The 20,413-nt window shown below is 45.1% G+C and carries 13 protein-coding genes and 2 pseudogenes; 11 read left to right on the top strand and 4 right to left on the bottom strand.

From position 1 onward, the window contains the following. A complete protein-coding gene (locus tag MKX36_RS12805) occupies window positions 1-996 on the top strand; it encodes a Gfo/Idh/MocA family protein (protein WP_340864831.1) in 996 nt (331 codons plus the stop codon). A 105-nt stretch (window positions 997-1,101) separates the two neighbouring features. Here MKX36_RS12805 and MKX36_RS12800 read toward each other — a convergent pair whose 3' ends face one another. Together MKX36_RS12800 and MKX36_RS12795 are read right to left on the bottom strand one after the other, a co-directional pair. Next, window positions 1,102-1,413, bottom strand: coding sequence for a TetR-like C-terminal domain-containing protein (locus tag MKX36_RS12800; RefSeq protein WP_340864830.1), 312 nt, complete (start codon window positions 1,411-1,413; stop codon window positions 1,102-1,104). A 65-nt stretch (window positions 1,414-1,478) separates the two neighbouring features. Next, window positions 1,479-2,390: pseudogene (locus MKX36_RS12795) on the bottom strand (AraC family transcriptional regulator N-terminal domain-containing protein). A 406-nt stretch (window positions 2,391-2,796) separates the two neighbouring features. On the opposite strand from MKX36_RS12795, the pseudogene MKX36_RS12790 reads away from it, so the two are divergent. After that, a pseudogene (locus MKX36_RS12790) lies at window positions 2,797-3,783 on the top strand (aldo/keto reductase). Window positions 3,784-3,906: 123 nt separating this feature from the next. On the opposite strand, the gene MKX36_RS12785 reads toward MKX36_RS12790, so the two are convergent. Beyond that, a complete protein-coding gene (locus tag MKX36_RS12785) occupies window positions 3,907-6,141 on the bottom strand; it encodes an alpha-galactosidase (RefSeq protein WP_340864829.1) in 2,235 nt (744 codons plus the stop codon). Window positions 6,142-6,642: 501 nt separating this feature from the next. Here MKX36_RS12785 and MKX36_RS12780 point away from each other — a divergent pair. The 7 genes from MKX36_RS12780 to MKX36_RS12750 all read left to right on the top strand — a co-directional run bounded on the left by MKX36_RS12780 (window position 6,643) and on the right by MKX36_RS12750 (window position 13,864). Continuing rightward, window positions 6,643-7,500, top strand: a complete 858-nt coding sequence (locus MKX36_RS12780; protein ID WP_340864828.1) for a GRP family sugar transporter — start codon at window positions 6,643-6,645, stop codon at window positions 7,498-7,500. 103 nt (window positions 7,501-7,603) lie between these two features. Continuing rightward, entirely contained in the window at window positions 7,604-8,665 is a 1,062-nt protein-coding gene (locus tag MKX36_RS12775) for a LacI family DNA-binding transcriptional regulator (protein WP_290409948.1), read from the top strand. Between the two features lie 52 nt (window positions 8,666-8,717). After that, the gene (locus MKX36_RS12770) at window positions 8,718-9,890 is read left to right on the top strand and encodes a Gfo/Idh/MocA family protein (RefSeq protein WP_016820828.1); all 1,173 of its coding nucleotides are present in this window, start codon (window positions 8,718-8,720) and stop codon (window positions 9,888-9,890) included. Between the two features lie 36 nt (window positions 9,891-9,926). Next, on the top strand, window positions 9,927-10,655 hold the full coding sequence (locus MKX36_RS12765) for a ThuA domain-containing protein (protein ID WP_016820829.1): 729 nt from the start codon (window positions 9,927-9,929) through the stop codon (window positions 10,653-10,655). A 74-nt stretch (window positions 10,656-10,729) separates the two neighbouring features. Continuing rightward, window positions 10,730-11,836, top strand: a complete 1,107-nt coding sequence (locus MKX36_RS12760; protein ID WP_031461507.1) for a Gfo/Idh/MocA family protein — start codon at window positions 10,730-10,732, stop codon at window positions 11,834-11,836. A gap of 416 nt (window positions 11,837-12,252) precedes the next feature. Continuing rightward, entirely contained in the window at window positions 12,253-12,624 is a 372-nt protein-coding gene (locus MKX36_RS12755; RefSeq protein ID WP_025364944.1) for a hypothetical protein, read from the top strand. A gap of 58 nt (window positions 12,625-12,682) precedes the next feature. Then, complete coding sequence (locus MKX36_RS12750) at window positions 12,683-13,864, top strand: DUF4272 domain-containing protein (RefSeq protein WP_031461506.1); 1,182 nt, start codon at window positions 12,683-12,685, stop codon at window positions 13,862-13,864. Window positions 13,865-13,937: 73 nt separating this feature from the next. On the opposite strand, the gene MKX36_RS12745 is transcribed toward MKX36_RS12750, so the two are convergent. Continuing rightward, complete coding sequence (locus MKX36_RS12745) at window positions 13,938-16,694, bottom strand: Ig domain-containing protein (RefSeq protein WP_340864827.1); 2,757 nt, start codon at window positions 16,692-16,694, stop codon at window positions 13,938-13,940. 311 nt (window positions 16,695-17,005) lie between these two features. Here MKX36_RS12745 and MKX36_RS12740 point away from each other — a divergent pair, with 311 nt between their 5' ends. Beyond that, complete coding sequence (locus tag MKX36_RS12740) at window positions 17,006-18,616, top strand: response regulator (RefSeq protein ID WP_340864826.1); 1,611 nt, start codon at window positions 17,006-17,008, stop codon at window positions 18,614-18,616. An 18-nt stretch (window positions 18,617-18,634) separates the two neighbouring features. Then, complete coding sequence (locus tag MKX36_RS12735; RefSeq protein WP_090890628.1) at window positions 18,635-20,386, top strand: cache domain-containing sensor histidine kinase; 1,752 nt, start codon at window positions 18,635-18,637, stop codon at window positions 20,384-20,386. Window positions 20,387-20,413 lie beyond the last annotated feature (27 nt).

The raw sequence follows: 20,413 nt of genomic DNA, 5'->3' as shown, positions 1-20,413 counted from the left end.
ATGAAATTGGGAATTGTCGGAGCAGGAATGATTGTAGGGGATCTATTGAGCTTTATTCAGGAAATCCCGACTATTTTATTAAAGGCCATTTGTTCTAGACCTAGCCATGAGGAGAAATTACTAGATTGGCAACGTAGATATGGAATCTCTCAGATTTATTCGGATTACAGCAAAATGCTGATGAATAATGACGTTGATACTGTCTATATTGGGTTGCCTAATCATCTTCATTATTCATATGCCAAAGAAGCATTACTGAGTGGTAAACATGTCATTTGTGAGAAGCCGTTCACACCCAATTTGCATGAATTTCTAGAGCTAAAAGAAATTGCTCAGCAAAGAAAACTGGTATTGGTGGAAGCCATTACGAATCAATATTTGAAAAATTATTTTTCCATGAAGGAGTATCTGCCAAAGCTTGGTGAGATTAAAATAATTGAATGCAACTATTCTCAATATTCATCTCGGTATGAGGCTTTTAAATCGGGAGTAATCCAGCCTGCGTTTAATCCAGAAATGTCTGGCGGAGCCTTGATGGATATCAATTTATACAATATTCATTTTGTTGTTGGCCTTTTCGGGAGCCCTAAGAAGGTAGAATATTTGGCGAACATGGAACGTGGAATTGACACTTCAGGCATACTGCTACTTGATTACGGCGATTTTAAGTGTGTTTGCATAGGTTCAAAAGACAGTACGGCACCCAATGCAGTGAACATTCAAGGCAATAAAGGCTATATACACATGGCGAGTTCAGCTAATATATGCGATTATTTTGAATACACTCCTAATAAGGAAATGCCCATCCGTGTGGATTTGAAGGATCATTCGCATCGTATGTATGACGAATTCGTTGAATTCGACCGTATCATCCGTGACAACGATTTGGAAAAGGTCTCGGATATGCTTGAACATAGCGAAAAGGTTATGAATGTCATTGAGGAGGCCAAACAGTCGGCGAATCTTGTGTTTGGTCCTGATAAACATAATCTTTAAAATACTTGTACCTAAAATTGAAGAAGCAACTCGCTTGAGCTGCTTCTGACTCATGGATGTGAGAGTAGCAGATAGATACGTCTGCTACTCTTTTTTCGCCCAGATTCACAATTTTCGGTCTAAAAGCATGCCAATTTGCTCGGCCATCTCGACCGGTGGGAGAGGTTTTTCGTTCATAAACCACCACTCCATGATCCGCACTACAGCGGACGCTGCATAACGGACAACTACTTCTTTGTTTAATCCTCGATTTCTCTCTTCATTCATGTCGACCTCTTCCCGAAGTTCATCCATCATAAATTCAAGGAATTGAGTGCGGAAGTAAGGAGCGCCCTTACTCACCAGCATTGTGGAGAAAAATAAATAATTAGCCTCAAAATATTCAAACCAGATCATTTCGGCTTCTGTAAAGCTCAAATGGGCCGATTCATTGCACAATCTTCGGAGTTCATCAATGTGTGGCGATCAGCTTATCCAGCAAATCATAGGACCTGGTCGTATTTTTCCCTCAATCGCTTGATGTCCGCTCTTGGGGGAGCACCGAACATGCGAGAGTATTCACGGCTAAATTGGGAAGAACTCTCGTAACCAATCCTGTAAGCGACATCCGCGGCATCCGCCGATTCAGCCATTAAGATACGACGGGCTTCCTGAAGTCTCAGCTGTTTCTGAAACTAGATCGGGCTCATGGAGGTTACTTCTTTAAAATGCCGATGGAATGAGGAAATGCTCATACTGGCGGTCTCTGCAAGATCTTCGATCCGAAAAGACTGATCCCAATGTTGAACAATATAGTCGATAGCTTCCCGGATTCGATAGGTGCTGCTTCCTTCGACCGCAATCTGAGCCAATTCGGCTCCATAGGGGCCCTGAAGGAGTCTGTACAGAATCTCTTTTGTGTAGAGTGGGGCGAGAAACGGGATTTCTTCTGGAGTATCCAGCAGGCGGGCAAGTCTAAGCACAGCATCCTGAATAGACGGTTCCATTCGGCCGACGAATAAGGCACGTTTGGCGTTTTCTTTTAATTTGACCTGGATTTTAGAATCGTTCAGTACCTCAAGGATCTGATTATGGGTAAATTCGAGCTTGAGACTTAGGTAAGGAGATCCTGGAGAAGCTTTTATAATTTGACCGATCACTGGCAGATTCATAGACGCGATCAGATAATCGGAAGGTCCATATTTGAAATTTTCCTGTGCCAGCAAAATTTCTTTCAAACCTTGAACAACAAAACAAAAGGAAGGTTTGTAAACCCGGTAAACAGGCTCGGTTTTGCTGGAATGCTGATAGAAAAAAAGGGAAGGAATTGCTGTTTCCCTCGAACTATTTTGAAGTGAGTGACGCTCGATCAAACTGGTGAGCTCTTTTTGTCGTTCAAGAATGTTCTCCGACATTCAAATCCTCCTTGCGAGTTTGTCTGGCTCCATTATAAAACGCAACTGCCTGTAACAAAAGTAGTGGTGATAGGATCAGGCAATCAATTAAGACAAATGAGATACCGCTTTGCTTCTTCTGTTTGGCATAATAAAACTAAACTCACAGAATCAAGCAAGGAGGTGGATAACGGAATAGGAAGTGGGTTCAAGATAACGGCATTTAACAAGAACAATTTTCAACAGAGGGAGAAGATGAATCATTTGAATCGTTGGTTTAGGAACTTATTGGTTCAAAGGCTTATCACATTAATAGAGTTTGAAGAGCATGAAGGTTTCAAACAATTATATAATAGTTCTCTTGACAGAATCGTAAGCCAATTAACTAAACAAAGATAATTAACGTCTTAAGGAAGGATGAATTACGATGCAAAAGCGTAAATTGGGAAATAGCGGTCTGGAAGTTTCTGCGATGGGGCTTGGATGCATGGGAATGAGCTACGGTTATGGCCCAGCTTCTGATCCAAAGAAAATGATCTCAGTCATTCGGGAAGCAGTCGAGCGCGGCGTAACTTTCTTTGATACCGCCGAAGTATACGGACCTTATACGAATGAGGAACTTTTAGGCGAAGCGCTTCTTCCTGTTCGCGACCAAGTCGTGATTGCCACGAAATTCGGCTTCCATATTCAGGATGGCAAGCAGTTCGGTCTGAACAGTCGCCCTGAGCATATCAAGAAAGTTGCCGAAGCATCGCTTAAACGTCTAAAGATTGAAGCCATCGATCTGTATTATCAGCACCGGGTCGATCCAGATGTGCCAATTGAAGAGGTAGCGGGAGCCGTGCAAGATCTGATCCGAGAAGGAAAGGTGAAGCACTGGGGATTATCTGAAGCAGGAGTGCAGACGATCCGTCGAGCACACGCCGTTCAGCCGCTCACTGCAATTCAGAGTGAATATTCTCTGTGGTGGAGACGTCCCGAAGAGGAACTCCTTCCTGCGCTTGAAGAGCTCGGCATTGGCTTCATTCCGTTCAGTCCTTTGGGCAAGGGGTACCTAACGGGGAGTTTTAACGCAGACACGACATTCAGTCATGGTGATTTGCGCAATATTCTTCCGCGTTTTACTTCAGAAGCGCTAGAGACCAATCAGGTGCTGGTGGACCTGCTTAAAGAGATGGCTGAGCAGTTAAAGGCAACACCAGCCCAAGTTGCACTCGCCTGACTGCTTGCCCAAAAGCCGTGGATCGTTCCGATTCCGGGCACGCGGAAATTGAGTCGTTTGGAAGAAAATCTAGGTGCCGTGACCCTTCAGCTTACGTCTGAAGATGTGCGGAACATTAGCAACGCAGCCTCACAAATCACATTGATGGGCGCGAGATATACAGAGGAGTTGGAGAGAAGAACGGGTCTGTGATTTAATTCTTCAAGTCTTTCGTAGCTATGCAGAATGGATTGAAGGAAACCCTTATTTTCAGAGAGTTGTACCGGGTAAAATCATCAGATTTACACAAAAATGATTTCACCCGGTACGATATGTTTAAGAGGAAGTCTCTTTAGTTAAAGTGAATAATTGAGATGAAAAATCACATTTCTCCGCAATATTAAAATCCTGGTCAGCCTGATAAGGTGGGGTGAGTATAAGTCCGATGTTCATTAACTCGCTGCCAGTAAAACGTCGGTCCAGTTCTTCCACGAAATATACTGCCTTTTCGTCCAGTCCGATGAGCTTTAGCCGTGAATAAGCTGCATTGGGGCGCGAGAGCACCTGGTACCAGCCGACGAGAGCATGCTCACGTTCTGCATCAATAGTCATCCAAGCTGTCTCATTTTTGTCAAAAGGACTTAGCAGACGATAAAACGTTCCCTGGGTAACTAATCGTTGGTGACGTTTATACAATTGTATTTGTTTTTTGATTATACTGCACTCTTCCTCGGTCAAAGCTAATGGATCAAGTTCATAACCGAATACACCGAAGTAGGCGACATTTGATCTGGTTTGTAATGGTGCAGTTCTGCCTACCTGGTGGTTCGGAATGGTTGACACATGAGCACCCATGCTACTAAGCGGATAAGCCATGGAAGTGCCATACTGAATCTTAAGACGTTCAATAGCTTCGCTATCGTCGCTCGTCCATGTTTGCGGAGCATAATAAAGCATCCCTGGATCAAACCGTCCTCCACCGGAAGCACAGGACTCAAACAAAATCTCAGGGTATTTGGTAATCAGCTTCTCATATAAAGCATACACGCCTAGGACGTAACGATGGAAAAACTCGCCCTGTCTTTCCTTGCCAAGTGATAATGAATAGGCTTCTGAAATGCAGCGATTCATATCCCATTTTACATATTCGATATGAGCAGAAGAGAGCACGTCATCCATTAACTTAAACAGGTAATTCACAACAGGCGGTTGGGAATAATCAAGAACATACTGATGCCGTCCATGCTTGCGTTTACGCCCGGGTGTTCCCACAACCCAGTCTGGATGTTCCCTCATAATATGAGAGTCGGAGTTAACCATTTCCGGCTCGAACCAAAGACCGAATTTCATACCGAGCTCATTGATCTTCTTTGCCAAATTCGAGATTCCGTTCGGTAGCTTTTCACGATTTTCAAACCAGTCACCGAGTGAGGAAGTATCATTGTTTCTTTGACCGAACCAACCGTCATCCAAGACAAAGAGCTCAATCCCTAGTTCACTTGCTTTTTTAGCCATATCCACTATTTTCTTCTCGGTAAAATCAAAGTAGGTTCCCTCCCAGTTATTGATTAATACAGGTCGTTCCCGTTCGGCCCAGCTACTACGAATTAAGTGTTTATTGTATAGGCGATGGAACGCCTGGCTCATTCCGTTCAAACCGTTCTGTGAGTAGACCATAACTGCTTCGGGCGAATAAAAACATTCTCCAGGCTTCAGAGTCCAGCAGAATTTGTCAGGATGAATACCGAGGCTCAGTCGGGTAGTTGAGTAGCTGTCCACTTCCGCCTGGGCAAGAAAGTTTCCACTGTAGACGAGATTAACTGCATATACTTCTCCTTGGTGTTCCTGAGACCCCGGTTTGGCAAGCGCCATGAATGGATTGTGAATATGACTACTAATTCCTCGTGTGCTCCCAATGGACTGAACACCTGGTCTGAGTGGTGTACGCTCCACATGTCGTTCCCTACCCCATGCCCCCGACAAATGAACAAATTCATATTCGGAGTCAGGAAGATCAAGGCTCATGCTCATTAGACGGTTGACTCTCAGAGTACTATTTCCGGAATTCGTTATGGATACGGATCTCGTGATTACAGGCAGTTCACTGAAGATGGTGTAAGCAAGTACGGCAACCGCCCCTGTAAGGGAATCGGTCAGCGTGATCAGGAGTGTCTCTGCTTCATCTGCTTCCTTACAAAACGTAGCAGGGAGATGGGGGATTTTAGGTTTCCCCGTGATGACCTCGTAACGGTCAAAAATGAACTCCATGACATGAGAACCGTCCTCCTGTATGATCTCAACTGCTGGTTCTCTAAAGTCTCCGCTTCCCGAAGAAGGAAATTCCTGCTTAATGCTTTCCAATGATGTTACCAAGTCGCCATCAAATTCACCGACAGACACAGAGCGGTAGCTTCGTTCAATAAAACGGTCATATTGACCTAGGTACTCCATTTTTTTGCCATAATATAAATGCTCCAATTGCCCGTTCTCCATGACACGGAAAAGATAACTGCAGTATTTGTTCGTTAAGTGAAATGTACGTTCCTTTGGGTTAACTTGTATACTAGCCATGTACATAGCTCCTTTCAAAATATAACAGACCTGTTGAAAGCGTTATTATTGAACTCAGCATAACAAAGCCAGGGATAGAAAATACATTACTTTTTTTAAGCGTATTATGGGAAAAACAAAGAATCTTCCAAAGGAAATTTATAGTTAAGTTCAACCTTATTTCTTGTTATTTGTCATCCTTAACTTATGCTATAGTGATAAATTAACAAACATAGATTCTATGTTGGGAAAAGTACGAGGAAGGTGCGAATGGACCAGAATATGATTTTCAGGATTTGAATACACATCCCAGTTCAGAGCTTAAAATATATTGGATCTGATTCTATATAATTGTGGGAGAAGCACATATAGGGAACAACTTCTTTGGTTTTACTATATAAATCTATAAAAATATTAGTATTTGAAAGCGGTTTTTTTTGCTATCGTAAAATTGTTGGTTTTTTCCTGCATGGTATTTTTAGCGATTGTAGGAAGAGTACTTTTGCGGGAGGAGAACCGTGCGTGGATTTCTTAACTGCTTTTATTCCAGCTGTCGGCTGGGGAGTCATGCCGATATTGGCGTATATGACTAAAGCCAGTCCCCGAGAACAGCTGACAGGTACTGTTATTGGTGCTGTGTTGTTTGCCCTGTGCTTGTATATCATTCAGCCAGCCTCATTAGCACCGATTCCTTTTGGGATAAGTTTTATATCCGGTATTTTCTGGGCCGCTGGACAATTGCTCCAGTTTCGAACTTTCCAAAAAGTAAGCGTATCCATTGCCATTCCTGTAATTTGCGGTCTACAGTTGATAGGGACGACGCTATTTGCCGCACTTATCTTGGGTGAATGGATAACAGGTTACCAATATGGGATGGGTGTTGGTTCTCTTATATGTATTTTGGCGGGAGTTCTATTGACCAGCTATCAGGACAAGTCTACTGAGCTGTCTAAGCCTTTGCCGCTACGAATTATCATGATGCTGTTTTGCTCCGGGTTAGCGTTAAGCAGTTATGTAGTTATCAATCAGTACTTTAATATATCTAGGCTGTCCATCATTCTGCCGCAATCGCTCGGGATGTTATGCTCGGCCATAGTCATGAATCTGAAAGGCAAACATCGGCTGCGATTCTCTCCAGTACTTCGCAATTTGTCTACAGGATTGGTTTGGAGCATTGCTAATCTAGCACTATTTATTTCCAACGGTTTGATCGGCATGGCGGCTAGTTTTCCGATCTCTCAAGCGAGCATTGCGATTGCTTGTGTCGGTAGCATTTTAATATTTAAGGAAAAGAAAAGTTCTCAGGAATGGATAGCTATACTTGTGGGAATTACGGTGCTGATGATAGGAGTGGGAATGATCAGCTTACTTAAGCCCTAGAGAGAATTTGTGGAGGAAAAAGCTTATATATCCATAGGGCACGCTTTTCGGGATTGACAGAGGTAAAGCAGCATGAGAAAATGTACGCGCGTACATAAAATGATTGGAGGTGGGAAATATCGTTTCGCGCAAGGAAGTAGCAGAACTCGCTGGCGTGTCTGAAGCGACGGTGTCTCGAGTATTGAACGCGACCGGTCCTATTAAGGAAGATACGCGGAAAAGGGTCCTGGACGTTGCCAACCAACTTGGATATGTTCCCAGTGCATTGGCCCGCAACTTTGCCCGAAGCAAGAGTGGCCATCTTGGTGTGGTTATGCCTTATGTCCCGAAGGCGCATCTGTTCTCTGCTTATTTTTTCTCTGAGATGCTGAGCGGCATCGGCAATAAAGCCAGAGACAGCGGGCTCGATCTACTACTATTATTCCGAAAACCGGGGGAACGGATGGACTACAGCAGTCTTTTCCGTCAGCAGAAGGTCGACAGTTGTATCATCCTTGGAGCAAGAGATGACCACGATGAGGTGGAGGCTCTGAAGAGACTTCAGCAAGAGGGGCGACCGTTCTGTGTCATGAATCACCATTTCGAAGGGCAGTCGTTCTGTGAAGTGGATGCAGACCATGTAGAAGGAAGCCGGGTGGCCGTTAGTCATCTCATTGAGCAGGGGTGCAAGCGGATAGCCTTTCTCAACGGTCCGGATATCTATTCCAACAGTACGGAGCGCTTGAAGGGTTATCTCATCGCGCTTCAGGAGGCTGGTATTGAATATGACTATGAGCTGATTCTGCAAGGCAATTACAGTCGTCGAAGCGGGCTGGAAGCGTCGGCTACCATCGCAGACAAATTAGATGATATTGATGCCGTATTTGCGGCGAACGACCGGATGGCCCTCGGCGTAATGCAGGGTCTCCGTGAGCGCGGACTGGCAATTGACCAGTTCCCAGCATTTGTGGGATATGACGATTCGGATGCGGCTGAGATGGCTGTTCCCCCACTAAGCAGTGTTCGTGTTCCTTTTTATGAGATGGGGGAGCTTGCAGCCTCGAAGCTTATACCCGATTCTCAGGACCACATTCCGGCTCTGGAACTGACTGGGGCTGGGTGCGACTCAATAAGAGAACTTCTGTCCACAGAGCTGATTATTAGGGCGTCATCCATTCGTCAATAACACCATTCATCAATAATTCGTTGAAACTCATACCTATAAGGAGGATCACGACATGTCTAATCGTCTTCGTATTGGAATGGTTGGCTACAAATTTATGGGCAAGGCTCACAGCAACGCTTACCGTAGTCTACCTATGTTCTTCCCAGATGCCCCGCTGCAGCCAGAGATGTCCGTCATCTGTGGACGTAACGAGCAGGGGGTTCAGGCGGCTGCCCGCCAGTTCGGCTGGACCGAGAGTGTTACGGATTGGCGTGATCTAGTGAAGCGTAACGATATTGATCTCATTGACATTAACGCCCCGAGTAATGCCCATAAGGAAATTGTTATCGAGGCTGCCCTCCATGGCAAGCATCTGTTTTGTGAGAAGCCGCTTGCGCTTTCACTGGCAGATTCCCGTGACATGTTGCAGGCAGCAGAGAAAGCAGGAGTCAACCATATGATTGGCTTCAACTACCGCTTTTCTCCGGCTGTCCAGCTGGCGAAGCAGCTCGTCGAAAGCGGTCGCCTAGGCAAAATCTATCATTTCCGTGCGTTTTTCCTTCAAGACTGGATCATGGACCCGTCCTTTCCGCTGGTATGGCGGTTGCAAAAAGAAGTGGCCGGTTCTGGCTCTCATGGAGACCTTGGCGCCCATCTGATTGATCTCGCTCGGTTTCTGGTCGGCGAGTTCGACGAAGTTATCGGCATGAGCGAGACGTTCATCAAACAGCGTCCGCTGGCTATGGAGATGAGCGGATTGAGCTCCAAAAGGAGTACCGAGGCCAATGCACCAATGGGAGAAGTGACGGTCGATGATGCCACGCTGTTCCTAGCACGCTTTGCTGGAGGTGCGCTGGGCAGCTTCGAGGCCACACGCTTTGCTGCCGGACATCGGAGCACAAATTCATTCGAAATCAACGGTAGTCTAGGCAGTGTACGGTTTGACTTTGAGCGGATGAATGAACTGGAAGTGTATTTCACACAGGATGAGGAAGACGTTCAGGGCTTCCGCCGCGTGCTCGCCACCGATCCAGCACACAAGTATTCCGAAGCCTGGTGGCCTGCAGGACATACAATCGGATTTGAGCATACCTTCACCCACGAGATGCTTGAGATGTTGAGTGCCATCTCCGAAGGACGGCAACCTTCGCCGAATTTCCACGACGGGGTCGCTTGTCAGGCTGTGCTTGAAGCAGTAGAACGATCTATAAAGGAACGTCGCTGGGTATCCATTGAAGAAATGTAGTATAACAACACATTCCGAAAGGTGAGTGGATTATAGATGCGCAAGGCACTGATTGTATGGGGTGGATGGAACGGACATGAGCCCGAGCAGGTGGCGGCTATTTTTGAACGCATTTTAAAGGAAGAACAGTTCGAGGTGGAGGTGTCTAATACCCTTGATGCCTACCAGGATGCGGAGAAACTGCTTGGCCTGGACCTGATCATTCCAATGTGGACTATGGGCCAGATCGAGCAGGAACTAGTCAATAATGTCTCAGCAGCGGTTCAAAGCGGTGTAGGTCTGGCAGGCTGTCACGGTGGCATGTGTGATGCCTTTCGGAACAACGTGGACTGGCAGTTCATGACAGGCGGGCAATGGGTTGCTCATCCCGGTAATGATGGGGTGGAGTATATGGTGAACATAAAGCGTGGCTCCAGCCCGCTGCTGGACCATATTGAGGATTTTCAGGTCAAAAGCGAGCAGTACTACCTCCATGTAGACCCTGCAGTTGAGGTGCTGGCAACCACACGCTTCCCGGTCGTACCAGGACCTCATTCGGCTAATGGGCCGGTGGATATGCCTGTTGTATGGACAAAGCGGTGGGGAAGCGGACGCGTATTCTACAATTCGCTAGGTCATCACGCAGATATCATAGATATACCTCAAGTGACCGAGATGATGCGCAGCGGGTTCCTGTGGACCGCGGCAGGCAAACAGGCAGCGACCAGCTACGGTAGCTCGCTGGCAGAGGCATACACGGGTATGGCAGACAACCAGCAGCAGTAGCGCGAACAGGATGGTATCCGATGTAATAAAAGAACGCCATTATCCATTTTTTCTAAAGGAGAAGGGAGTCCAGCATGAACAAAATGAAAGTAGGCATTATCGGATGTGGTAAAATTAGCGGAATTTACATGGAAAATTGCCATCGTTTCGACATTCTGGAGCTGTTCGCAGTAGCGGATCTGGACCAAGGTCGAGCAGAGGAGCAGGCGATAGCATTCAACGTTCCGAACGTATATACAGTAGATGAGATTTTAGCTGACCCGCAGATCGAACTTATCATTAATTTGACCATTCCGGCCGTTCACGCCGAGGTGTGTCTCAGAGCTCTTGCGGCTGGCAAGCATGTCTATGTGGAGAAGCCACTTGCCGTCACCCGTGAGCAGGGCCAGGCTGTCTTGGATCTTGCTCGTCAAAAAGGACTACTTGTTGGCTGCGCACCGGAAACTTTCTTCGGTTCCGGTATACAGACATCATTGAAGCTGATTGAGGACGGTGTCATTGGGAATCCGGTAGCTGCTACAGCTTTCATGATGAGCCGTGGGCATGAACATTGGCATCCCGATCCTGAATTTTATTATGCAGTCGGCGGCGGGCCGATGTTTGATATGGGCCCTTATTACTTGACGGCTCTGGTACAACTGCTGGGACCGATTACTGCTATTTCGGGCATGACCAGCAAGGCGATGGATCAGCGAACGATTACGAGCGAGAAAAAGAAAGGCCAGACCATCCCGGTCGATATTCCGACCCATGTAGCCGGATTGTTGCGCTTCAAGCAAGGAGCTGTCGGTACGCTGATTACCAGCTTTGACATCTTTGGTGGAAGCACTCTGCCACCGATCGAGGTGTATGGTACGCATGGCACGCTACAGGTGCCTGACCCGAACACGTTCGGAGGACCAGTTCGCTATAGACTGTTAGGCGAACAAGAATGGACAGAGGCACCGCTGCTGCCGGGATACAAGGAGAATACACGGGGTATCGGTGTTGCCGATATGGCCTATGCTCTCCGTAGCGGACGGCCTCACCGCGCTAGCGGGGAACTGGCCTACCATGTGCTGGAAGCGATGTGGGCGTTCCATGACTCTTCCGATCAAGAGACCTTTTATACGATGCAGAGCACCTGTCAGCGCCCGTCGGCTTTACCGGAAAACCTGCCCTTATATACATTAGATGTGTAAACGAGTATCAGTCTGAAGCTGACCTGCAGCATACAAGAATTATAAGACTGGAGGGCTGTCCCAAAAGTCGGTCTGGGATTTGCACATTCTGCTTTGACTATTTATTACTTAAAAAAGAAGGCTCCAGCCCCGATTTGACTGCGGCTTAGGAGTCTTCTTAGTTAACTTTCAAGACATCATGCTACAATCATTTCGAGCCTTGAACAAGATTTTTATGCTATAAAAAATAACATCAATACTGCGAGGAATGCGCTAGAACGGACCTTTTAGCTTGATTAGTTCTGTAATTTCGCTCTAATATAAAAGAAACATCAGCTGGACATCAATGTATTCTTAATACGGTGGCGCTGTAAATGTATTCTTGATAATTCAAGAAAAATATCAGATCAATTTCAATTTTTGAAGAGGGTGAAAATATGTGTAGATATGCAATGTACGGTCCATACAAAGATATCTTTGCCTGCTTTACTTGTAGGAAGGTGTATAAGCAAACATCCCGCTTTGAGATGCCAAAGGATGAATATGAGCGGCTTGTTCATGTCTGTCCGCAATGCCAGACGCCCATGCATGACATGGGTCATGATTTTCAGGCCCCGAAGCAAACGGATATCAAGCAGTGGAAAAAGGTAGAGCTTCTGTATCGAAACGGATACTCTTACCATTCCTGTGGGTGTGGCGGTCCTGGGTACAGACCTTCCCGGTTGCAAGATGTTCCTGAATTTCTGAAGGAACACCGAAGGTTTGAGAATGAGGGAGAGGCATTACTGCATCGAATTTTGCAGAGTTAGTTGAATCGTGCCCATAACAAACATCGGCTATTCGTAGTATTTTCATAAGGAGGTCATCATGAGAAATTGTGCGCTTTACAGCTCAACCTTCGATCTGGATCAGGTTGAGAGACTATTAAAGTCGATTTATCCCAACAACAAGATACACGTGAATGAAAGCAAAACTAAGTTTGAGGTCAAAAGCCGGGGCTGGTTTAGTAGAAAGATCAAAGGATTTAACATAATGACCAGCAAAACGAATCCGGAGGAGTTTGCCTCCATGCTTAACGGAATGATAAACTTTTTTAGTCAAATTCCTGCTGAAAACGAACAGTTGCAGCAAAAGCTGTTGATCAAAATGAGTACGCTGAATATGGTGATTGGTGTGGAGACTGAGGAGGATATATCTGAAGCCTTTTTTGCCGAATTACTTGATATCATAAATTCGCTGGATGGACTGATGTTCCGGGGTGGCGGTGATTTGCTTGCACCTGACGGAAGTCTGCTACTAGATGTGAATGGACGTTCGGAAGTGGAAGATTATACAGTGACTGCTCATGTTAGTTATTTGTACGGAGAGGATCAAATTAGCGAATCCGGGATGGAGCGAAAGCTGCAGTCAGAAAAGATATTGCTCGATCAAGGCTTTACGCAAATGCCGCCGATCCCAGGAAGGCTAGGAGATGAAGCCGCAGACAGCATCCGTTCCCTTAAGGAAGTGGCTGGCCGTGCCGTTGCTTTGTGTATTGTAGCCCTGAAAGGCGAGTGTATCGGTGCGGGCGAAAGCATGGATGATACGAATCGAATGATAAATCAAGTGACTGATCAGTATGGCGCGGACTGTTTCTTTTCACCAGAAGAGAAGAGGTTCCTATCCAATGAGTATGACGATGAGTCAGAGGGTGTCCAGTTCTCCTGGCGTTATGAAGGCTTTTGGACTCTGTTATGGGCTTTGGGCCATCTTGAGAAGCTAGGTGACCCAACTGGTATTTGCGACGTGCCATTGTCTGTTTCAAAGTTACAGCAATTTGACTCATTTGAGGCTTTTCTGTCAAGCTCAAGGCTGCGCAGTAGCAAGGAAATTTTAGATGAAGCCGATTTAATCTGTCGTTACGACTGGATGTGTGTGGATAGCCGCATTCATAAACAGCCAGCCCCTGGAAATCTGGATGATGGTGTAGTGTATGAACGTCATCGTGTGCTAAAATGGCTCACTGGTTACATGGGACAGGATTGGGATGATGTGCGCACAGATACATAATAGGAAGCGTAAGAAAGCATCAATCCTCTACCAAATAGGTAGAGGATTGTTTGTTTGGTGTGGGGCACTTTACTTAAAATTCATGACGTTGACCGTAAATTCGCAATTCACTGATCTCAAACATCGTACTTTGCGGCTCGATTATCGCCAGCTTGAAAAAGCGGAAAGGGGTGTTTTTATACTCATCCCTCACGTAAAGCCGTTGCTTTTCTTCGGTTCGTACAGTGAGCTGATCCGTCAAACGGGTCCAATTCTTCTCATCATTCGAGCCAAACACGGCAAGACCGGAGATCCGTTCGGGAAAGCTTCTTATGCCTTGGACCTCGAAAACATGCGCATTGATTTTAAACTTACTTCCAAAGTCAAGGGTATGGTACTGATTCGAAGCCAATCCGTAAGCGACATAACTGTTGTCATTATGATCCGTGAGACTTGATAAATAATTGCCGAAGGAAGACGTAGATAGCATCTTCACAAAGTTGAGGCTTCCATCCTGCAAATTGATATTTAGAAGCTCTAATCCTTCTACTGCCTCACGAACGGTTTGCAATTTGGCATAAAACGCTGCATCTGTATCCGTTGCAATATGATTGATAACGTCTGTATATGCATTTGTGTAAGTCGCAAGGGAGGCTGACACATAATTCTCAGCCGAATTATATCCGGTGGTAGCTGCAGTAACAGCAGATGGTCGGTCAGCTGTCACCTCAATTTTTACATGTTTCGTAGCTAATGAGGTTCCGTCGCTGACCACGACGGTAAAAGAACTTGTTCCGATTTGCGTAGGAGTCCAAGTGAAGGCGCCGGTGTGGGCATCCAAGATGGCGCCCTTAGGCCCATCTGCCATTTCATAGGTAATGATACCTGAAGCGCTCGAATCCGTAGCCGAAAAATCTGCGTTGATCGTTCCGCCTGTATACGTAAATAGGTTCAGTGTGGATGAACCGGAGGCAAACGCTGGAACGGACAACTGGCTACCCGCCAGGACATGGAAGTGATCCAGGTCTACCTGGGCACCGATTCCCTTTACCTTCATATACATAAGACTATAGTTTTCATCCATCTGAGCATATGAAACTCTGTCGATGGACATATCAAAGGTGACATATCTCCATTGTCCTTTTGTATCCGGCAGCGAAATCGTATGGAAAGGAACAGAGTTTTTTTCTTTACTTAGTTCAAGAGTTGCGATTCCTTGGGTCCTGATTTTCAAGCCGATGAGTTTGGTGGAGGTTCGCTGACCGAAGGAAAGATTCAAAGGTACAATAGTGCTGCCCTCGTCCGTTGCTGTAATTTCCACATAGGAAATTGTACCTTCCTGCTTGGTTGTCGAACGGCTGTCAAGAGCCGTGTATCGGTCTTCAATTTCTACTACAGCATCACTTGTCATTTCCTTCGGGACATTATTTGACCCCTCCAAAACGGCTGCCGGAGGAATATACAACCAGAAATCACCGCCTCCGTCTGGACTCTCCCATGCTTTGGATAGTGTACCTTTGTAATAATAATTTGGTGGGATACGTTTTCTAAACGCTTCATAAAAGTATGGCGCCTTCTCTGAGAGATTGACTCCTTTGCTGTAAGTATAATAGTAGTATATGTCCCAAAACTGGGCGGTGTTCATTCTACCTCTATAAAAATCGGATATCGTCCTATAGATGCCCATTGGGTTACCATTCGCATCCATGGTATAAACCACTGGGGTCCAAGGGGTATCATATCCCAACATGTATTGCCAAAAATAATTGGCTGCCGTCAGAATTCGGTGATCCAGAAAATCAAAAATATCCACCGCATTCGGAGCATTTGAGACCGTGCCTTTTACCGGATCTATTTTTGTACCTTGGGCAAGAAGCATTCGGGAAATAATCGCTGCATTTGTAATGTCTCCCGCGCCGTGAGCCTGGTCCCTGCCCATTTCCACGTGCTGGATGACCGGTTTATCCAGTTTCTCTCCCGTTACAGAATTGGTGTCAACTAGACGAAATAGTTGTTTAATTGAGCCGTTAATTCCTTGATCTGTTGCCGTTTTGTTCACAGTAAACCATTCTACAGCCTCTTCATATCTATCGGTGTTGTCTGTAAAAATATATCCTGCCATAGCTCCCAGCAGGGGATAAGTGTGTTGGTTCATGAAATGATTGTTATCGTGAAGAAACGTTTCCGTAACCGGAATAATGAGATTGTTGCTGAAATTGGCCGTATCCTGGTCCGTCCACCTCAAGGATTCCGTCTTGCAACTGGAGTACCGCAATATCTCTGCGGCTGTTACCATCCGGTTCAGCGGAATCCCAGTATGAATGTGAGCATCGGTGAAATAGGTGTATTTCGCAGGGTCCATTTGGGACCAAATGCGAATAATGCGCATAGCATTAGCCCGGTAGATTTCATCGCCTGAAATATAATATAGCAGCGCTTGTGTATACGCTTTCAAACCATCGGATATAAATCGCGAGTTAAAACTCTGGCTGTTAAAAGCATCACTGGCCGGTTTCGTTGGTTCCATAGGATTTTGGTTGCTTGATGTAATCGACTTTGAGGTGGTTGACGATACCAACATGGCCTTATAATACGAATACCAGGGTTCCTGCTTCGCCATAATTTGTGCCCGCATGTTTTCAAGAATGTCCTTGGTTACTCCGATCCCGGGATGCAGAAATCCGTTGTTGGTTGTTTCCATAATTTCTACAGCATCGGTTGCCTTCGGCAGTTCCATTGTAGACAACGAAGCAGATGCTGGCGACCAAGGTATACATATGGCGGCAAAAATTAGGGCAGAAAAAAGGGCTGTCATTCGTCTCCACATACTCATTTGGTATAGTTTATACATTCTGTTCAGAAAATCTCCTCCTTTGCTGTTTATTCAAGAAACACAATAGCAGAATGGAGAAGGAGAGGTATGCTGTTTTTTTTAGAGAAATATGCAGAAAAACTAGTGAATTCCAACAACACATGCAACTATTGGCTGAAGTCCACAACTGGAGTAGAGGCCAGCATATTCAAACAATTGGTTAAAAAAACCACACATAAAGATGCAATAAGTTCATTTATATGTTTCCATTCGCATGTTATTTTATGAAACAAAAATAGGGCTTAAGAACATACAAACAAGTAATAAGCTCAAGCAAGGAGGACTTATTCATGAAAACTATTAAATTATTGCTTGCAGACGATGAACCTGTCATATTACGCGGCTTAAAAAAACTGATTTCCTGGAAAGAGCTTGGGATTACCATTGTTGGTGAAGCTAATGATGGGAAAGAACTCCGCGATCTAATACGTATACATGAACCTCACCTCATTATCAGCGATATTAGCATGCCAGGTGGAAGCGGCATTGATATTATTTCAGAATTGAATGAACAAGGATTCCATGCCAAAGTTATTTTTATCAGCGCTTTTCAAGAATTTGTCTATGCCCGTCAAGCTATTCAATTAGGAGCGCTGGATTATCTGGTTAAACCTATAAATAAAAATCAGCTCGAAAAGGTAATAGCAAAGGCAGCCTCAATTCTCCGGGAAGAATCCAACGGCGAGCGCAATAAAGAGATGTTGACTTATTACGAAAAAAAGAATCGCTCGACAACAATAGAACAGCTGCTTGACGGGTTGTTGGATGGGGAACAAAAGACACTCAGCGCACTCACGCAAATGGGAGCCATAGCGATAAGCCGATTGACTACCGTGTGTGTGCTGGAGATTGATGAGAATACCAACAGCTCACAGTGGGAGGAGCGGGAACGCAATCTAGTAAACTTTGCCTTATCCAATATCATTAGAGAGACATTAGATCAGGAACTGAACGCGGGCAACGGATTGCTGGTTCAGAAAGAAGGGGGCTTTGCAATTCTAATCCAACATGAACAGAGAGAATACCCCCTACAACTGGCCACTGACCTTCACCATAAAATTAACAGCTATTTAAAACTGAGCGTTTCGTGCGGCATAGGGCTCAGTATAACGAGCATTGAAGAAACAGCGAAATCCTATCGCTCTGCTTTGAAAGCGCTTAAAATAAATTATTTTATAGGAATGAATCAAGTCATTCGGTATGGAGACGAGCTCACAAGGGTCCAGCCAGAGAATAGAACCATTACAGAGCTTCAATCTGATTTGGTCAAAGCGCTGATTAACCAGCAGAAGGAACAGCTTCAACTACTGATAGAGCAGTTACTTGAGCAGATCAGGATTCAAACCGGGGAGAATAAGAACTTGGCCATTTCGGGGGTTTACAACTCTATCTTGACCATCAATCAGGAACTTACAGAGATCGGGGGAGGAATGGAATACATTAGTAGCAAGCAAGGAGCCCTACTGGAAAGATTGACGCCTTGTCCTTCCTACGCCGATGTTGCTCATGTTGTTGAGGAGATTTTATCGGAAATGCTGCAGCAGCTTGCAAGCAAGCTGACAGGAAAAGAAAGTGCATTACTTATCAAGATTAAGACCTATATCGAAGAGCATTATGCAAGCAATATAACGCTGGAGTCTATGGCTGCTCTTTTTTATATGAACTCTTACTATTTCAGCAGCTTTTTCAAGAAGCATACCGGCCAAAATTTTAAAAACCACGTCACTGAGGTGCGAATGAAACATGCCCTCAAGCTGCTTATAGAGAGTGATCTGATGGTGTACGAAATTGCCGAGCAAGTAGGATATAACAATGTGAGGCATTTCAGCGATATGTTCAAAAAAAAGTTCGGCAAGGTGCCGCAAGAGTATCGGCAATCCTTCCGCCAACCACAATCATAATGAAGTAGGTGCTCCTTCATGCGTTCATGGATACCGATACCTAAAAGTATATTCGTTAAATTCTCTGCTTCTTTTATTTTGGTTGGGCTTATTCCTTTATTCGCACTTAGTTTCTTTTCCGTTCAGATTTTCTCAGGCTATGTGGAGCGATATACAACCAGCAATTTACAGCAAATGGTGATGTACATGAGCTACAATATTAATTCTGCCTTCCAGCAGTACAATGATATTTCGAAGCTTATGTATAACGTTCGTTATGAGGGGTTATCAGAAAATATACGTCGGAACCAAACCTATAATGTCAATGAACTAGAGCAGATTAATTCAACTCCTATCGACTCATTTTTGAAAACCGTACTATATAGCGACCCTTATATTACAGGCGCTTATTTTGTGCGGGAAGCCGACGAGAAAATCTATTACCAAGAAAGGGAGAATAGGGGGCTTAGAAGCGAATTCCTCCCTTTCCGTCAGTGGAGAGAGAAAATGAGCAGCCAGCCTTCGAAGGTGGCTATCTTCCCAACTCATCAGGACCAATATTTTCCCGGTGCAAGGCGTGACGTTTTCACTATAGCGCGAAATTTGATCGATACTTCAGGCTCTCTCAAGCATGAACATAAAGTGGTGGGTACGCTGTTTCTGGATATCGATAAGTCTATGTTTAATCGGTTTTTAAGTGAGCTTTACCTTGGAGACCAAGATGAACTGGTACTGATCGATGGCAAGGATGATATTTACTTCGGTCATTTAGATGCCAGGTTGAATGAAAAATTATTATTGAATTCTAATAAAAATGAAATGCTTGTGTTGCAGGAGGAAATCCCCTTTCTAAACGGTAGGCTGATTGCTGGCATTCATCGCGAGGGGTTGTTTGATCAGCTTTTTTCCGCGAGGGCTACCGTGTATATTGCGATTCTGATCTGCTCGTTAGTGCTGATTATTATGGGTACCTGGTTCTCCCGCCGTCTCGCTTCGCCCATCCAAAATCTGATACAGCAAATGGCTGTCGTGGAATCTGGAAAATTGGACATGAACCTCCCAGTGAACAGCAACGATGAAATGGGCAGATTGACCCAAGGCTTTAACCGGATGGTCGAACGTCTTCAAGCACACATTGATGAGGCCTATGTGGCTCAAATCAAGCAGAAACAGACTGAGCTGAATGCACTAAAAAGCCAAATCAGACCTCATTATCTCTACAATACTTTAGAAGTTATACGGATGAATGCAGTGGATAAGGAGGCTGATGAGGTCGCTGATATGATTCACTCCTTGGCCAATCAATTGAAATACGTCATTGATTACGGTGAAGACCGTGTAATTCTATCCAGAGAGCTTGAACACCTGCATGATTATTTCTATATTATTTCGGTCCGTTATGAGAACAGATATACACTCCGCTGTGATATTTCTCAGGATGTTCAAATGGATTGGCCGATCTTAAAATTATCCTTGCAGCCAATCGTAGAAAACGCAATCCAGCACGGGCTACGAATGAAGAAAAGAGGTACTGTCGCGATCACTGTGGAAAAGAGGGAAACAAATCTGGCGATAACGATTTACGATGATGGTGTAGGCATGGATAAAGCGACTTTGGCGCGTATAACTGAAATCCTGAATAAGCCTGATGCTCTCAGCAGATCCGTTGGTTTAAAAAATGTGCACGAGCGAGTACGTTCCATGTACGGAGAACAATATGGGCTATCCGTAAGCAGTCATGAAAATATTGGAACGTCTGTGCTGCTCTGTTTTCCTATCCCTGAAAAGTAAAGCCTGCATCAAGAGCGGATGACTCGT

It is taken from the genome of Paenibacillus sp. FSL W8-0439 (genome assembly GCF_038008995.1).
Taxonomy (GTDB): domain Bacteria; phylum Bacillota; class Bacilli; order Paenibacillales; family Paenibacillaceae; genus Paenibacillus; species Paenibacillus polymyxa.
Note: the sequence above shows the minus strand (reverse complement) of the source record. Positions and strands in the feature narration are given on the sequence as shown.

Excerpts from the sequence above, each read along its gene's own strand:
- MKX36_RS12805 (WP_340864831.1), top strand. The coding sequence starts at position 1 with ATGAAATTGGGAATTGTCGGAGCAGGAATGATTGTAGGGGATCTATTG.
- MKX36_RS12785 (WP_340864829.1), bottom strand. The coding sequence starts at position 6,141 with ATGGCTAGTATACAAGTTAACCCAAAGGAACGTACATTTCACTTAACG.
- MKX36_RS12770 (WP_016820828.1), top strand. The coding sequence starts at position 8,718 with ATGTCTAATCGTCTTCGTATTGGAATGGTTGGCTACAAATTTATGGGC.
- MKX36_RS12765 (WP_016820829.1), top strand. The coding sequence starts at position 9,927 with ATGCGCAAGGCACTGATTGTATGGGGTGGATGGAACGGACATGAGCCC.
- MKX36_RS12760 (WP_031461507.1), top strand. The coding sequence starts at position 10,730 with ATGAACAAAATGAAAGTAGGCATTATCGGATGTGGTAAAATTAGCGGA.
- MKX36_RS12755 (WP_025364944.1), top strand. The coding sequence starts at position 12,253 with ATGTGTAGATATGCAATGTACGGTCCATACAAAGATATCTTTGCCTGC.
- MKX36_RS12750 (WP_031461506.1), top strand. The coding sequence starts at position 12,683 with ATGAGAAATTGTGCGCTTTACAGCTCAACCTTCGATCTGGATCAGGTT.
- MKX36_RS12745 (WP_340864827.1), bottom strand. The coding sequence starts at position 16,694 with ATGTATAAACTATACCAAATGAGTATGTGGAGACGAATGACAGCCCTT.
- MKX36_RS12740 (WP_340864826.1), top strand. The coding sequence starts at position 17,006 with ATGAAAACTATTAAATTATTGCTTGCAGACGATGAACCTGTCATATTA.
- MKX36_RS12735 (WP_090890628.1), top strand. The coding sequence starts at position 18,635 with ATGCGTTCATGGATACCGATACCTAAAAGTATATTCGTTAAATTCTCT.